At 69.3% G+C, this 14,836-nt stretch carries 15 protein-coding genes; 7 read left to right on the top strand and 8 right to left on the bottom strand.

Features of this window, described 5'->3' with window-relative positions; genetic code table 11:
• The first annotated feature begins 60 nt into the window (after nt 1-60).
• The 5 genes from QY307_07710 to QY307_07690 all read left to right on the top strand — a co-directional run bounded on the left by QY307_07710 (nt 61) and on the right by QY307_07690 (nt 5,093).
• Nucleotides 61-723, top strand: a complete 663-nt coding sequence (locus tag QY307_07710; GenBank protein ID WKZ81971.1) for a peptidylprolyl isomerase — start codon at nt 61-63, stop codon at nt 721-723.
• 16 nt (nt 724-739) lie between these two features.
• Complete coding sequence (locus tag QY307_07705) at nt 740-1,579, top strand: PHP domain-containing protein (GenBank protein WKZ81970.1); 840 nt, start codon at nt 740-742, stop codon at nt 1,577-1,579.
• Nucleotides 1,580-1,761: 182 nt separating this feature from the next.
• The gene (locus QY307_07700) at nt 1,762-2,853 is read left to right on the top strand and encodes a hypothetical protein (GenBank protein ID WKZ81969.1); all 1,092 of its coding nucleotides are present in this window, start codon (nt 1,762-1,764) and stop codon (nt 2,851-2,853) included.
• Nucleotides 2,850-3,767, top strand: coding sequence for a polysaccharide pyruvyl transferase family protein (locus QY307_07695; GenBank protein WKZ81968.1), 918 nt, complete (start codon nt 2,850-2,852; stop codon nt 3,765-3,767). The genes QY307_07700 and QY307_07695 overlap by 4 nt, the downstream gene beginning before the upstream one ends.
• Before the next feature lie 54 nt (nt 3,768-3,821).
• Nucleotides 3,822-5,093 (top strand): HAMP domain-containing sensor histidine kinase, encoded by a 1,272-nt coding sequence (locus QY307_07690; GenBank protein WKZ81967.1) that lies wholly within the window; start codon nt 3,822-3,824, stop codon nt 5,091-5,093.
• Here QY307_07690 and QY307_07685 read toward each other — a convergent pair.
• Entirely contained in the window at nt 5,090-5,326 is a 237-nt protein-coding gene (locus tag QY307_07685) for a hypothetical protein (protein WKZ81966.1), read from the bottom strand. The genes QY307_07690 and QY307_07685 overlap by 4 nt on opposite strands.
• Entirely contained in the window at nt 5,326-5,730 is a 405-nt protein-coding gene (gene mce, locus QY307_07680) for a methylmalonyl-CoA epimerase (GenBank protein ID WKZ81965.1), read from the bottom strand. Before mce ends, QY307_07685 begins: the two co-directional genes overlap by 1 nt.
• Nucleotides 5,731-5,822: 92 nt before the next feature.
• On the opposite strand from mce, the gene QY307_07675 reads away from it, so the two are divergent.
• A complete protein-coding gene (locus QY307_07675) occupies nt 5,823-7,004 on the top strand; it encodes an acetyl-CoA C-acetyltransferase (GenBank protein WKZ81964.1) in 1,182 nt (393 codons plus the stop codon).
• Nucleotides 7,001-8,020 carry a class II fructose-bisphosphatase gene (gene glpX / locus QY307_07670; protein ID WKZ81963.1) on the top strand — a complete coding sequence of 340 codons (1,020 nt, stop codon included), beginning with the start codon at nt 7,001-7,003 and terminating at the stop codon, nt 8,018-8,020. The genes QY307_07675 and glpX overlap by 4 nt, the downstream gene beginning before the upstream one ends.
• Here glpX and recR read toward each other — a convergent pair.
• The 6 genes from recR to QY307_07640 form a co-directional block, all read right to left on the bottom strand.
• Nucleotides 7,998-8,591 carry a recombination mediator RecR gene (recR, locus tag QY307_07665; GenBank protein WKZ81962.1) on the bottom strand — a complete coding sequence of 198 codons (594 nt, stop codon included), beginning with the start codon at nt 8,589-8,591 and terminating at the stop codon, nt 7,998-8,000. The genes glpX and recR overlap by 23 nt on opposite strands.
• A gap of 61 nt (nt 8,592-8,652) precedes the next feature.
• Nucleotides 8,653-10,419: a DNA polymerase III subunit gamma/tau gene (dnaX, locus tag QY307_07660; protein WKZ81961.1), complete on the bottom strand. Its 1,767-nt coding sequence runs from the start codon at nt 10,417-10,419 to the stop codon at nt 8,653-8,655.
• A gap of 39 nt (nt 10,420-10,458) precedes the next feature.
• The gene (gene nadC / locus QY307_07655; GenBank protein WKZ81960.1) at nt 10,459-11,313 is read right to left on the bottom strand and encodes a carboxylating nicotinate-nucleotide diphosphorylase; all 855 of its coding nucleotides are present in this window, start codon (nt 11,311-11,313) and stop codon (nt 10,459-10,461) included.
• A complete protein-coding gene (locus QY307_07650) occupies nt 11,310-12,821 on the bottom strand; it encodes an L-aspartate oxidase (protein WKZ81959.1) in 1,512 nt (503 codons plus the stop codon). Before QY307_07650 ends, nadC begins: the two co-directional genes overlap by 4 nt.
• Nucleotides 12,814-13,842: a quinolinate synthase NadA gene (gene nadA / locus QY307_07645; protein ID WKZ81958.1), complete on the bottom strand. Its 1,029-nt coding sequence runs from the start codon at nt 13,840-13,842 to the stop codon at nt 12,814-12,816. Before nadA ends, QY307_07650 begins: the two co-directional genes overlap by 8 nt.
• 48 nt (nt 13,843-13,890) lie before the next feature.
• Nucleotides 13,891-14,772 (bottom strand): hypothetical protein, encoded by an 882-nt coding sequence (locus QY307_07640; protein ID WKZ81957.1) that lies wholly within the window; start codon nt 14,770-14,772, stop codon nt 13,891-13,893.
• Nucleotides 14,773-14,836: the final 64 nt, after the last annotated feature.

Raw genomic sequence — 14,836 nt, 5'->3', positions numbered from 1 at the left:
GACAAGCCCTTGGCCCGCACCGTGATCTCCCTGACACGGTGACGGGATACCATCGGGCGCGTGAAGACCAGAGCCGCCCTCATCGCATTCGCCTTGGCGATCGTCGCCTGCGGCGACGACGCCCCCACCGTCGACACCCCCGAGTATCGGGCGTTTCGCGACCAGCCCACCGCCTGCGGGGCCGAGAGACCGGAACCGGCACGCCAGATGTCCTTCACCGCACCCGAAGCGCTGGGCCTCACCGGCACCGTGGCGGTGACCCTGGAGACCTCCTGCGGTGAGATCGAGCTGCTGCTCGACTCCGACCTGGCGCCGGCGACGGTCAACTCGTTCGTGTTCCTCGCCGAGCAGGGCTACTTCGACGGAACCGCCGCCCACCGCATCCTGCCCGGCTTCGTCATCCAGGCCGGGGATCCCACAGCATCAGGGATGGGCGACCCCGGCTACCGGCTGCCCGACGAGCTGCCCGAAGAGGGCTTCGTCTACGGTGCCGGAGTGGTGGCGATGGCCAACGCCGGGCCGGGAACTTCCGGAAGCCAGTTCTTCATCGTCCTCGGCGACACCGACCTCCCCGCCGCCTACTCGGTTTTCGGCAGCGTGGTCGGCGGCTTCGAGGTCATCGACGAGATCGCCCGGCTACCGCTCGGGTTCCGACCCGGCTCCGCCGAACCGTCATATCCGATGCAGACGCTGTACCTGGAGCGGGTGACGGTGGATCGTTGAGCGGGAACCCCGGCTCGTGCCGATAGACCTCCACGTCCACTCGCTCTACTCGGACGGAACCCACCCACCGGCACGGCTGGTGGACGCCGCAGTAACGGTGGGCCTGAGTGCCATGGCACTCACCGATCACGACCTGTTCGATGGGATCCCCGAGGCCGAGGCCGCCGCCGAAGGAAGGCTCGAGCTGGTGCCGGGCATCGAGCTGTCGGTGAAGTGGGGCGATCGCAAGATGCACCTCCTCGGGCTCTGGGTGGGCCCCGGCTCGGCACTGGACGAGCACCTCGACGAAGTGCGTCGCTTCCGCAGCATGCGCAACGTGGCCATGATCGAAGCCCTGGCCGCCATGGGTTACCCGATCACGGTGGACGAGGTTGCAGATCGGGCGGAAAAGGGGGTGATCGGACGCCCCCACATGGCCGACGTCCTCGTCGAGAAGGGCCTCTTCTCCACCAACGCAGAGGTGTTCGAGGCACTGCTGGGTGACGGCGCCCCCGCCTACCGCGACCGGGAGCGCTGGTCGCTGCGACGGGCGGTCGACCTGATCGTCGAGTCCGGGGGAGTCGCCGTCGCCGCCCACCCCCACACCGTGGCGGACGACGCCGACGGGTTCCGATCGGCGTTCGCCGCCTTCGCCGAGGCCGGAATCGCAGGGGTGGAGTGCTGGTACGGGGAGTACCCCCCGGCCCAGCGCGTCGCCATGGCGGCCATGGCCGAGCGACACGGCCTGGTGCCCAGCGGGGGCAGCGACCACCACGGCGGCCGGCGCAAGCCGGGTCTGGAGGTAGGCGTGGGGCGAGGCGACCTGGTGGTTCCCGACGAGGTGCTCGACCGCTTGAAGGAGCGGCGGCCAGAATGAACGCCGTGGAGGAAGTCGTCTGTCGTGTACCAAGCCGATTCGACGGCGACGATCAAGTTCGCTTCGAAGCCCCCATCGATATCGCAGGTGAGCCACGCAGGCTCTGGTTTCAGGTTCCCGGGGAGCTTGCCAGCCGGGAATCTCCCGGGGACGGTTTTCTCCTCGCTTCGCTGGTGCCGGCGATGGCCACGGCAAGCCGCCTGGTCTCCGAGACTCCCGTGTCACCGTCTCTGGTCGAGAACATCCATCGCCTACAACAGATCTATACATGCTGGTTCCCGACCCTCAGACCGGTCGAGATCGTGGCCGAGCACCTGCCCCCCGCAGCCGATAGACCGGAGTCGACCTTTGCCCTCTTCAGCGGCGGAGTTGACTCTTTTCACACGGCGATCACCGAGGCGCCGCGCCTTACCGGCCTCCTCTACATCCGCGCCATGGACATGCTCGAGCAGGATCAGGCACTGATCGACTCGGTGATCGGGCATCTATCCTCGGCAGCCGCCGAACTCTCCCTTCCGCTGGCGTTGGCAGACACCAACGTACGCCAGTTCTCGGAGCCCTGGGCAGACTGGGCGACTCAGTACCACCTGATGGCGCCGGCAGCGGTGGCCCACGTCGCCAGCGACGGCATCACATTGTTGTTGGCGACCGCCGACCGAAGCTACCGGAACCTGTACCCGTGGGGTGGACATCCCCTGACATCACCATTGTTCGGGTCAGATCGGGTCGCCATCGAACCGATCGGATGGGGATCACGTCGGATCGACCGCGCGACGGCACTCGGCGACCACCAGGTTGCCCTCGATCACCTGCGGGTGTGTTGGAGAAACCCGAACGGTGAGTTCAACTGCAATCGATGCGAGAAGTGCATCCGAACCAGGATCGCGCTGGCACTCGTCGGGGCACTGGACAGATGCCCGACGCTGCAGTCCCCGATCGGTGTCGACGAAGTCTTGAGAACCGAACTGAACGAAGTCACGGTAGATCACTGGCGCGACGCTCTGGCCTTCGCTGCCGAGCGTTCGATCGAACACGAACTGATCCCGGCGATGAGACGATGCGTCGACGCGTACGAGTCTTCCTCGGCGAAGTCCCGCCTCACGGTGGACCTGAATGGCTTGCTTGAAGCCGAGGACGGGCACGAGTTCCTACTTCCCAACCGCGAACGAATCTTCGACACCATGTGGGCGCACCACGCCCGCTGGCTCACCGGGCAGACTCTGCGCCGACTCCCAGGAAGGCTGGGGGCCAGGTTCCGCCGGCGGCGACGGTGACCACTCCCGCCCTTGCGAGAGGACCGGTCCCGACCAGGCTTCACGATGCCATCCTGCTGGGGGCGTCCGGAGGCAACACGGGTGACGATCTCATCCGGACCGCCTGCCTGCGATTCCTCAGAGCCGCCGGACTCGACATCTGGAACTCAGACGGCACCCTCGAGACGGCGGCGGTGGCTGGCGACCTGGAGGCGGTGGGCGAGGCCCTGGAGCGCTTCCCTGGCCTGGTGGTGTTCAGTGGCGGCGGGAACATCGGCATTTACGCGGAGAGCGAACGCCTCCGGCAGGCGGTCATAGGGCACGCCGCAGCGGCACGAGCATTCCTGGTGATGCCGCAGTCGGCAAGAGCCCCGGAGCCGGCACTGGTGGATGGGAGGGTGACAGTGTGGGCGCGCGACCGCGTCTCGGAGCGCCTGCTGGCCAGAGCGGGAGTGCGGACGGCACTGGTGCCGGATGCTGCATTCTTCGCCACCGATCTGATCCCGAGAGCCCATGGCGGAGAGCAGAGTCTCTGGATTCTGCGCACGCCGGGGTCCTGTCTGGAACGCGTCGACCACGCATTGACTCCGAATGGAGTCCAACACGACGTCACCCTCGAAGAGGACCTCGAAGGTGTTGTGGCTCGGATCGCTCCTTTTCGAAGTGTCGTCAGCGACCGGCTTCACGGAGCAGTCGTGGCGGCGATGATGGGAAAACCGACAGCACTGCTTCCGGTGAGCTACCACAAGAACCGGTCCTTCTACCAGACCTGGCTCACCGAAGATCCGGGTGTCGCCTTCGTACGTTCAGAAGGCGACCTACAACGGTTCGCCAGGCTGGACGTCTCGCCCCAGACCGACTTCCGCCGCCTCTTCCTCACTCGGGCCGCACCGGCACTACGCGACCTCCTCAGGCGCACTACTCCCCAGGAGTAACCATTCCCGCCATGCTCTCCTAAGGCGGGCGGCAAAGCCTTCCGATGTACAGACGTGGCCACACGGGAACATCCGTTCAGGCGTCTCGGCGCTGCCGTCGACTACTCCTCGCTGCGCCCGCTGTTCCAGCGGATTCGCATCGTCGGGGCGGGGCTGCTGGCGCTCGTCGCCGTCTTCGCCCAGACCTCGGGTGCCCCCCACGCCTGGATTGCAGCGGCAGCCGCCTCGGTCTCGCTACTCCACGCCCTTCTCAGAGGGCGTCGCGCCGGGTCGATCACCGAATCACTGGTCATCGATGCCGCCGTGATCGCGTTCGCCGTAGGGCTCGACGACCGCCTGCACGTGGTGCTCGTCGCCGCCGCCGCCTATCTGATCACCGCATCGGTGACCTTCGCCGGAGTGCGTTCCCTGCTTGCCTCAATCGGCACGCTCGTCACAGCCCTGTTGGCCCGTCAACTCTTCGACATCCCCGAGGCGGGTCCCGCCGCTTCCGAGGCCGGGCCCGAGATCTGGGGTGCTGTCCTCATCTTCCTGGCCGGCATGATGCTCTCCCTGTCGGCGGCGGCGGCGGCGGTGGCGGCAGCACGACACCGCCAGGAGGATGCTGTGGCTGCGGAACGCCGCGCCTCGGACATGAAGAACGAGTTCGTGTCGATGGTCACCCACGAACTGCGCACCCCACTCACCAACATCGCAGGTTTCGCCATGACGCTCAGCGACACCTGGCGGGACCTGGACCCGGCCGAAGCGGAGGAGTTCCTACAGATCATCGTCACCGAGTCCGAGCACCTCAGCAAGCTGGTGGACGACGTGCTCGCCATCCCACGTCTGGAGGCGGGACGGCTCCTGGTCGACATCACCGCCTTCCCGCTGCAGCCTGCCGCCTACCGGATCGCCGACCTGCTCTTCCCGGCGGGAGGCGAACGATCGGCGACCGTGTCGATCGGAGGCAGCGTCTGGGTGAACGCCGATCCCAACCGTGTCGAACAGGTGCTGAGAAACCTCCTGGAGAACGCTCGCAAGTACGGTGGCGATCGGGTGTCCGTCGAGGCCGAACGGCGCGAAGACCAGTGGCTGGTCGTGGTCGCCGACGACGGTCCCGGCGTCCCGATCGAGTACCGAGAGCGCATCTTCGGGCGGTTCGAGCAGGTTCCGAGCGGTCACACCCGCCTGGCCTCGGGGTTCGGGCTGGGACTGTCCGTGGTGAAGCACCTCGTGGAGGCGATGGGTGGCGAGGTCTGGTACGAGCCCGGGTTTCCCATCGGTGCCCGGTTCTGCTTCACGCTCCCCGCAGCCGACGAACGCGCCGCCGCCGAGGTCAACTAGCCGTCGGGGTTCGCCGCCCCCGTCGCATTCAGATCGCGCACTCCGAGCACCGGTGCCGGCCGGGCGACGAACGGAGACTGCACCGGTCGCGGTATCCCTGCCATCACCCATCGCGCCTGGATCGGCCTCTCCAGGGGTTGGGAGCTTTGCATTCGCGCCTCCTCCTCGAGGCGCACCACGGCGGCGACGATCGCCGCAGCCAGCAGTGGTCCGGGCTCGCCGACGATCTCCATCACTCCACCTCCACGAGCTCGATGAGGGTGCCGCCCGTTTGGTGAGGGTGGACGAATGCGATGCGATGCCCTCCGCCACCGATCCGGGCCGTCCGGTCGATCAGCCGGGCGCCCTGGGCCTCGAGGTGGGCGAGAGCCTGGTCGATGTCCGCCACCTGTATGGCCAGGTGGTGCAGACCCTCCCCCCTCTTCTCGATGAACCGCCCAACGGGCGTCTCCGGCCCCAAGGGCTGCAACACCTGGAGGTAGGAGCCTCCGAGCGGGATCATCGCCTCCTCCACGCCCTGGTCGGGAACCATCTCGCGGCTGATCGGTTCGACGCCGTAAAGCCCGGCCAGCGACGCCAGCGTTGCGTCCAGGTCTCGAACCGCGATCGCGGTGTGGTGCAGGTTGATCGGCAGCATGGGCGAGCAACGGTAACCACGACAGGCTGAGCCGTCATCGCCGGGCGGTGTGGCCGACGCTTTACCATCATCCCCACCCCGAGGAGGCAACCATGCCAACCGTCGTCACCGGCATCGCTCGCACCCCGATCGGCAGGTTCGGAGGAGTCCTGCGGCCGCTGCAGGCCGTCGAGCTCGGCGCCGCCGCGATCGGTGCCGCCCTGGAGCGATCCGGGCTCGATCCGGCCAAGGTGGACGAAACCCTCTTCGGCCACGTCATCCAGGCGGGGGCCGGTCAGATCACGGCTCGTCAGGCGGCGGTGCGAGCAGGCGTGCCGATGACCGTTCCCGCCACCACGATCAACAAGGTCTGTCTCTCGGGGATGACCGCGGTGGCCATGGCCGATCGCAACATCCGCCTCGGTGAGTCGACGTTCGTGATAGCGGGCGGCATGGAGTCGATGAGCAACGCCCCGTATGTGGCTCCCGACGCCCGCTGGGGGGCGCGCATCGGCGACACCAGGCTGATCGATGCCATGAACCACGACGGCCTCTGGTGCGCATTCGACCAGTGCACCATGGGTGCCGCGTCGGACCTCAAGAACAAGGCGCTGGGCATCGGGCGGGAGGAGCAGGACGCCTGGGCCTCCGAGAGCCACCGCCGGGCGGCCGAGGCCACCGAGAACGGAAGGTTCGACGGCGAGATCGCCCCCGTCGCAGTCCCCCGCCGGGGCGGCGACCCGACGGAGGTGAGTCAGGACGAGGGGATTCGCCCCGGCAGCACTGCTGCCGGTCTGGCCGGCCTGCTTCCGGCGTTCGACCCCTCCGGCACCATCACGGCCGGCAACGCCTCCCAGATCTCCGACGGGGCCGCAGCGCTGATCCTGGCCGAAGAGGACGCCGCCACCGCAGCCGGCCTCCCCGTCCTCGCCCGGATCCTCGCCTACGGGCAGATCGGCGGGCCGGACGCCACCCTCCACGAACGGCCTGCCGAGGCGCTGCGGGCGGCGCTGGGGAAGGCGGGCATGACTCCTGGCGACCTCGACCTGGTCGAGATCAACGAGGCCTTCGCCGCAGTCGCCCTCTGGTCGGCGCGCCTGCTCGATCTCGATCTGGAGAGGGTGAACGTGAACGGGGGAGCGGTCGCCCTGGGCCATCCGCTGGGGGCGACCGGAGCGCGCATCACGGTCACCCTGATAAACGCCCTGCGATCCCGAGGCGGTGGGATCGGCGCCGCCACCCTGTGCGGTGGCGGCGGTCAGGGCGACGCCCTGATCGTCGAGGTCCTGGCATGACCGAGGCCGACCACAACCTGGCGCTCGACCTGGCGAGGGTCACCGAGGCCGGCGCCATGGCAGCCGCCCGCTACCAGGGACGCGGCGACAAGCAATCGGTCGATCAGGCAGCGGTGGACGCCATGCGAGCCATCCTGGGTACGGTGGCGATGGACGGCGTCGTCGTCATCGGTGAGGGCGAGAAGGATGACGCCCCGATGCTCGCCAACGGCGAGCGCGTCGGAAACCGCACCGGCCCCAAACTCGATGTCGCCGTGGATCCCGTCGACGGCACCCGGCTCACCGCCGAAGGCGGCCACGGAGCGTTGGCGGTGATGGCCCTCGCCGGCCGGGGCTCGATGCTGGCACCGGGCCGGCTGGTGTACATGGACAAGATCGCCGTCGGCGAACAGGCGCGGGGTGCAATCGACCTCGAGGCCCCGATCGCCGAGAACCTGCGGAGGGTCGCCCAGGCGCTGGGCAAGGACGTCGAGGACCTGACCGCCATCATCCTCGACCGGCCACGCAACGGACCACACATCGAGGCGGTCCGGGCCGCCGGGGCGCGCATTCGTCTGATCCGCGACGGCGACATCTCGGCTGCCATCGCAACCGCCGTGCCCGACAGCGGCATCGACATCCTCCTCGGGATCGGGGGTTCGCCGGAGGCGGTGACTGCCGCGTGTGCCCTGCACTGTCTGGGGGGCGACATGCAGTGTCGGCTCTGGCCCCGGGACGACTCGGAGCGCGCCTACGCCGCCGAAGCCGGCCTTGATCTCGAAGAGATCATGGGGCTGAGCCGTCTCGTCGACTCCGACGACGTATTCTTCGCCGCCACCGGCGTCACCACCGGGGAGCTTCTCGACGGGGTGCGCTACACCGCGCAGGGCGCCGAGACCCACACGGTGGTGATGCGCTCCCGAACCGGGACCGTCCGGTTCATCAGGGCCAGCCATCGATTCGACCGGCTGGGGAAGATGACCAGCGCCTACGACGGAGTGATCGGAGCGGGACCTACAGCTCGCGGCGCCCGGTGAGGGCCCTTCCCAGTGTGATCTCGTCGGCGTAATCGAGGTCGCCACCGACCGGCAGCCCGCTGGCGAGCCGGGTCACCTTGACCCCGATCGGCTTCAGGATCCGAGCCAGGTAGAGAGCAGTGGTGTCGCCTTCCACGGTCGGGTTGGTGGCGGCGATGACCTCGGAGATCCCCTCCGCCTCGACACGCGCCACCAGCTCGCGCATCCGCAGACGATCGGGCCCGATCCCTTCGATCGGAGAGATCGCCCCTCCCAGGACGTGGTACCGACCCCGGAACTCCTGGGTGCGTTCCACGACCACGATGTCCTGGGGTCGCTCGACGACGCACACCAGCGTCGGGTCGCGCCTCAGGTCCCGACAGATGCTGCACTCCTCGGAATCGGTGACGTTGAAGCAGCGCACGCAGAGACGAACCTGTTCGCGCATCATCGTGATCGCCTCGGCGAGTCGCCGGGCATCCTCGTGCTCGACATGGAGCAGGTGGAAGGCGAGGCGCTGCGCCGATTTCTGGCCGATGCCGGGCAGCCGGGCCAGTTCGTCGACGAGCCTCTGGATCGGGGCCTCGAACATCTCGAGCAGGGTAGGGCAACGACCGGAGCGAGACTGCGCGCCTCGACCTCGACTGTTCCGGCTACTCCACCACTTCGCCGTCGAGCAGATCGGTCATCAGAGCGACGGCGTCGATGGCGCCCTCGCCCGACTCGACCAGCGAGTCCTTGTCGGGCACCCGCCCCGGTTCGGGCGTGGCGCTCGTCGCTGACAGCGGTTCACCCGCCCGGTACTTCAGGGCCACCCTGCCGCCCATGGCGTCACCCAGGGCCGTGACGATGATGGCGTTGAGGGCGTCGTCCTCCTGGAGCTGTGAAAGGTGGAAGGGCAGGTTGGCCGGCACCTCCAGGATCACGGCGCCAGCCTCGACGGCGACGGGACGAGCCTCCTGGAACAGGGCGAAGCGGCGGGCACCGGCCACCTCGCGCAGCCGCCCTGCCACGGCGGGCCAACACGCCGACACCGACTCGATGGACAGGTCGCCTGGTGGGTCATCCTCCGGGGAGGACTGCGCCGGTTGGCCCTGTTTCGAAGGCGCAGGTTCGGCGTTCCCGGTGGCGCCATGTGGCGACGCGCCTTCGATCTCGGCCGCCGACTGCTGTTCGAGGATCAGCGGCCGAGGTGCTGCCGACGGCGGCGCCGGCTGCCGCCCCTGGGCCTCTGTCCCCTCGGCGAGATGAACTCCCTGCAGGCGCCGCAGCCTCTCCTCCAGGCGATCGACCCGGGCAACGACCGCGGCCACGTCGTCGGCGGCCTCAGGGCGACAAAGACGCAGCACGGTCAGCTCCACCACCAGCCGCTCCTCACGCCCCTCCCTGAGATCGGCGAGGGCGTCCCCGAGGCGATCGATGCAGCGCAGCACGTCCGACGGGCCGAGCACCCGAGACAGCTCCCGCCACATGGAGATCCTCTCCGCCGAATCGTCGACGATCTCGGCCACGTTCGGGGCGTACTGGGTGAGGAACATCCCCCGGAACAACTCGAGCCCGTCGGCGATGAACCGGCGCAGGTCGGTGCCGCCGGATGCCAGATCCGCCACCAGGGTGAGGCCCGCCACGGCGTCCTGGGAGGCGACGGCCCGCACCAGCCGCTCATAGGCGTCGTCGCCGGCGAGGCCCAGCGCACGCGCCACACCGGCTGGATCCACCCTCCCGCCACCGAGGGCCGCCACCTGCTCGAGGAGGCCCAATGCGTCGCGGGCGCTCCCCGCGGCGTGACGGGCGATCAGCGCCAGACCCTCGTGATCGGCCTTCATCGCCTCGGCGGTGGCCACCCGATCCAGGTGATCGATCAGGACCTCCGACCCGATGGGGTGGAAGTCGAACCGCTGCGCCCGGCTGCGGATGGTGTCGGGCAGCTTGTAGGGCTCGGTGGTGGCGAGCACGAAGTGGGCATGCTCCGGCGGCTCCTCCAGCGTCTTGAGCAGGGCGTTCGCCGCAGCCCGGGAGAGCATGTGCGCCTCGTCCAGGATGTAGACCCGGCGCGCTCCGCCGACGCTGGCCACGGTCCCCACGTTCGCCCTGATGTCCCTCACGTCCTCCACCTTGTTGTGGGAGGCGGCATCGAGCTCGATGACGTCCATCGACGATCCGCTCGTGATCCCGGCACATGAGGCACAGGCGTTGCAGGGCTCGCCGTCGGGCCGTCGGTCGGTGCAGTTGAGTGCCTTGGCCAAGATCCGCGCCGTCGTCGTCTTCCCCGTGCCTCGGGGCCCGGCAAAGAGGTAGGCGTGGGCCACCTTCCCCGACTGGACCTCACGGGCCAAGGTCTCGGTGACGTGGCCCTGGCCGATGACGTCGGCGAACCCCTGCGGTCGGTACTTGCGGTACAGGGCGACGTAGGCGGCCATGGGTCGATGGTACCGGGGTCGAGTGACGCCGGTCCGGGCTCAGATGGGCTCGAAATCGAGGGCGACGTCGAGGGCAGGGGCGCTGTGGGTCAGCCAACCGAGAGAGACCACGTCGACGCCGGTCTCGGCGAAGGCGACCACCGTGTCCGGGGTGATCCCACCCGAGGCTTCGAGGCGAACCCGGCCCGCAGCCCGCTCCACCGCGAGGCGCAGTCCCGCCGGATCCATGTTGTCGAGCAGCACCACGTCTGCGCCGGCAGCGATCGCCTCGTCGAGGCCGTCCAGCGTGGTCACCTCCACCTCGACGACGACTCCTGGTGCCACTCGGCGACGGGCGGCCTCCACGGCGGCTCCCACCGAGCCCACCACGGCGAGGTGGTTGTCCTTGATCAGCACCGCGTCGTGGAGCCCGAACCTGTGGGGTGAGCCGCCGCCGCACACAACCGCGTACTTCTCCAGAACCCGCAACCCGGGCGTGGTCTTGCGGGTGGCCGCCACCTCGACACCGGTGTGTGCCACTGCCGCCACCACGGCTGCGGTACGGGTGGCGATCCCGCAGGTCCTGGCCAGCAGGTTGAGTGCGGTCCGCTCGGCGGTGAGGATCGGTGCCGCCGGGCCGGTCACCTCGGCGAGCAGGGTGCCGGCGAAGAAGGGGTGCCCCTCCCCGACGCCGATGCTCCAGGTGACGGCCGGGTCGACCATGGCGAACGCCTGCAGGGCGATGGGGACGCCGGCGGCCACTCCGGGCTCCCTGGCGACCAGGCGTGCGGTGGCCGCAGCCTCGGGAGGGATGATCGCCACCGTCGTGATGTCACCGGCTTCGCCCAGGTCCTCGGCGAGCGCCATCTCCAGGAGTGGCCGCCACTCCCCCTCCGCGGGGAGCAACTCTCTCATCGCGCGGTTTCCAGGTGGGTCTCGTCGGGATGCGGGTGATCGGACCGGAAGTGGGCGCCGCGAGACTCCGTCCGTGCCAGGGCGGCCTCGGCCACGATGGCAGCCACCTCCGCCAGGTTGCGGGCCTCGCCCGAGGCGGCAGGGAGTCGGGCCGTCACCCGGCCGATCGTCGCCAGGGCGCCGCGCAACGAGTCGGCATCGCGCACCAGTCCCACCCCCTCCCACATCGCCCCGCGAACGGCGGCAACGGCGTCGGGGGTCGGCTCCGGATTCGGGCCGGGATCGGCTATCTCGCCCACTCGGACAGAGGCGGATGCGCCGACTCCGGCGATGTCGCTGGCCACCGACTCGCCGAAGACGAGGCCTTCGAGCAGGGAGTTGCTCGCCAGCCGGTTGGCGCCGTGCACACCCGTCCTGCTCGCCTCCCCCACCGCCCACAGCCCGGGCAGGGTGGAGCGCCCGGTCAGGCCAACGGCGATCCCGCCCATGTGGTAGTGGGCAGCAGGTGCCACCGGCACCGGGTCCCGGGTCGGATCGATTCCTGCCGCCCGGCACAGGCGATCCACGGTGGGGAACCGCTCGGGAAGGTCGTCGCCGATGGCGGCGGTGGCGTCGAGGAACACCTTGCGTCCGGAGCGGATCCGACGCCACACCGCCCGGGCCACCACGTCGCGCGGCGCCAGCTCGGCGTCGGGATGCTCGCCTGGCATGAACCGCTCCCCGGCGTCGTCGATCAGGGTCGCCCCCTCGCCCCGAAGCGCCTCGGTGAGCAGGGGCATGGGATCCACCCCGGCATCGAGGGCGGTCGGATGGAACTGGACGAACTCGGCGTCTCCTATCCGAGCGCCTGCCCGAGCGGCCATTGCCATCCCGTCGCCGGTCACCTCCACCGGATTGGTGGTGTTGGCGTAGGCCCGGCCGATGCCCCCGGTGGCGAGGACGACGGATCCGGCGAGGATGGCGATCCGCTCCCCGGCCCCGGTTCTGGCGGTGACGCCCACCACTCTCCCCCCGTCCACGACCAGGTCGGTGACGAAGGTGTGCTCATGCACCTCGAGGTGATCGGCCCCTGCGGCGGCGGCGGCCAGGGCCCGGCTGACCTCGGCCCCGGTGGCATCGCCGTCGGCGTGCAGGATGCGGCGCACCGAGTGGCCCGCCTCCCGCCCCAGCACGGGACGGCCCGCTTCATCGACATCGAAACGGGCTCCCCGCTCCAGCAGCATGCGAATCCCGGCGACGGCGTTCTCGGCGAGCAGGGCGACGGCGCCCGGATCATTGAGGCCGGCGCCAACGGCAAGGGTGTCGCCGGCGTGGAGGCGGGGGGAGTCCTCGGCGGATATCGCAGCGGCGATGCCACCCTGTGCCCACCAGGTGGAGCCTCCCCCGAGCGCGGTCTTGGTCACCAGGGCCACATCAAAGCCCCGCAAGGAGAGCGCCGTGGTCAGGCCGGCGACCCCGGTCCCCACGACGACCGCATCGGTGCGGATCACCCGGTCCAGGTCAGCCACCGCGACCCCGACCGACGGCGAGCATCCTCTCCACGGCGGCTCGTGCCCGGCCTGCCACCTCGGCCGGAACCTCCACCTCGTGCTTCATGTGGACCAGCGACTCGTAGATTCGCCGCAGGGTGATCTGTCCCATGTGGGGGCACAGGTTGCATGGCCGGACGAACTCGGTGTCGGGGAACCGCACCGCGACGTTGGAGGCCATCGAGCACTCCGTGATCAGCAGGACTCGGGGCGGGTTGGTTGCCGCCACCCGATTCACCAGCCCACCGGTCGAGCCCACGAAGTCGGCCTCGGCGAGCACTTCCGGCGGGCATTCGGGGTGGGCCAGCACCTCGATCTCTCCTGCGAAGGCCTCCCGGAATCGTCGGATCTCCTCCGGGGTGAATCGTTCGTGCACCATGCAGTGACCCTTCCACAGGATCACATCGACCTCGGTCTGGGTCGCCACATACCTCCCCAGGAACTCGTCGGGGAGGAAGATCACCCTGGGAACACCCAACGATTCGACCACCTCGACGGCGTTGGAGGAGGTGCAGCAGATGTCGGACTCCGCCTTCACCTCGGCCGAGGTGTTCACGTAGGTGACCACGGGAACCCCTGGGAACCTCTGACGCAGCAGGCGCACGTCGGCGCCGGTGATCGATTCGGCGAGGGAACACCCGGCCTCGAGGGAAGGGATGAGGATCGTCTTGTCTGGATTGACCAACTTGGCGGTCTCGGCCATGAAGTGGACGCCGGCGACCACGACGACCTCGGCGTCGGTCTCGGCGGCGAGGTAGGCCATGGCCAGCGAGTCCCCCACCAGGTCGGCGGCCCCGTGGAAGATCTCGGGTACCTGGTAGTTGTGGGCGATGATCACCGCGTTGCGTTCCTTCTTGAGGCGCTCGATGGCAGCGACGTACGGAGCCTGTGCCTCCCACTCGGCCTCGGGCACGACTCCGGAGAGCGTCGCGTAGCGCTCGTCGAGCCGATCCCGCTCGGCTTGGTCGAGGGACTCTAGCGGGAGGAGGTCTATGGTCATGTGGGCTCCCTTTTGCTCAATGCGAGTATATCGCCCATCGACAACCGTTCATCCGGAGGTGCGCATTCCCGGCAAGCCCACCCCTGGAGCGGGCCGCTCCAACACCACCTGCCTGCGGAAGCGGTGGAGCTCGGCTGGGCGGCCCCCGGTGCCGGCATCGCGCCGGCCCAGGCCCTCGACCATCCCGGTGCGCTCCAGGAGCCGGCGGAAGTTCCCGGTGTGGAGGCGCCGCCCCACCACCGCCTCCACCACCCGCTGCAGGGCGCTCAAGGTGAACTCCGAAGGCATGAGCTCGAACACGACCGGCCGGTACTGGAGCTTCCCGCGCAGCCTTCCCAGGGCCTGGGCGAGCACCCGCCGATGGTCGAGGCCCATCGGCAGTCCGGCGAGGCCTTCACCACCCGCCTCGGGAAGCACGCCGACCTCGAACAGCAGCTCGTAGCGCTCCAGGGCCCGCTCGGGGTCCCAGGAGCCGACTCCTCCCCAAGCCATCGCCGCACGCTGGCGCCGAGATTCGTTCTCGGCAGCGATAACCCAGGTGCCCACGGCCGGGGGCACCCCGCCCGGTTCCTGGCGGCGGTCCTCCCAGGGGAGGAACTCGTACAGGTCACGCCACTCGGCCTGGCCGCCCAACGGGCCCTCCCTGACCAACCCCAGGTAGGCGATCGCCAACTGGCGCACGTCCTTCTCACCGCCGCGCCCGGCGTCTCCGTAGGTGTACAGCTGCTCCACATACCCGAGGTCCAATCCCGTGGTCTCGCCCACCCATCGGCGCAGCGCCCGCTCCAGGGTGCGGTCGGACGCCGGATCCAGGGGCCCTGCCGGCAGGCGAGGCGGATCGGAGACCACGGTCAGCACCCGCGGGCGATCGTCGGTGACCGCCAGCACTACCGCCATCAAACCGGCCTCGATCCGCAGCCCACCGCTCATCAGGCACCTTTCCACGGGAAGAGTGCCACATGAAGGTGATAGCCTCGCGGTGGTGGCAGCCCCG

This window comes from Acidimicrobiia bacterium (assembly GCA_030584185.1).
Taxonomy (GTDB): Bacteria; Actinomycetota; Acidimicrobiia; order Spongiisociales; family UBA11373.
Note: the sequence above shows the minus strand (reverse complement) of the source record. Positions and strands in the feature narration are given on the sequence as shown.

What these genes read in the sequence shown, in the direction of transcription:
- glpX (WKZ81963.1), top strand. Translation starts at nt 7,001, where the DNA reads ATGACCGAGGCCGACCACAACCTGGCGCTCGACCTGGCGAGGGTCACC.
- recR (WKZ81962.1), bottom strand. Translation starts at nt 8,591, where the DNA reads ATGTTCGAGGCCCCGATCCAGAGGCTCGTCGACGAACTGGCCCGGCTG.
- QY307_07685 (WKZ81966.1), bottom strand. Translation starts at nt 5,326, where the DNA reads ATGGAGATCGTCGGCGAGCCCGGACCACTGCTGGCTGCGGCGATCGTC.
- QY307_07675 (WKZ81964.1), top strand. Translation starts at nt 5,823, where the DNA reads ATGCCAACCGTCGTCACCGGCATCGCTCGCACCCCGATCGGCAGGTTC.
- mce (WKZ81965.1), bottom strand. Translation starts at nt 5,730, where the DNA reads ATGCTGCCGATCAACCTGCACCACACCGCGATCGCGGTTCGAGACCTG.
- QY307_07700 (WKZ81969.1), top strand. Translation starts at nt 1,762, where the DNA reads ATGGCCACGGCAAGCCGCCTGGTCTCCGAGACTCCCGTGTCACCGTCT.
- dnaX (WKZ81961.1), bottom strand. Translation starts at nt 10,419, where the DNA reads ATGGCCGCCTACGTCGCCCTGTACCGCAAGTACCGACCGCAGGGGTTC.
- QY307_07640 (WKZ81957.1), bottom strand. Translation starts at nt 14,772, where the DNA reads ATGAGCGGTGGGCTGCGGATCGAGGCCGGTTTGATGGCGGTAGTGCTG.
- nadC (WKZ81960.1), bottom strand. Translation starts at nt 11,313, where the DNA reads ATGAGAGAGTTGCTCCCCGCGGAGGGGGAGTGGCGGCCACTCCTGGAG.
- nadA (WKZ81958.1), bottom strand. Translation starts at nt 13,842, where the DNA reads ATGACCATAGACCTCCTCCCGCTAGAGTCCCTCGACCAAGCCGAGCGG.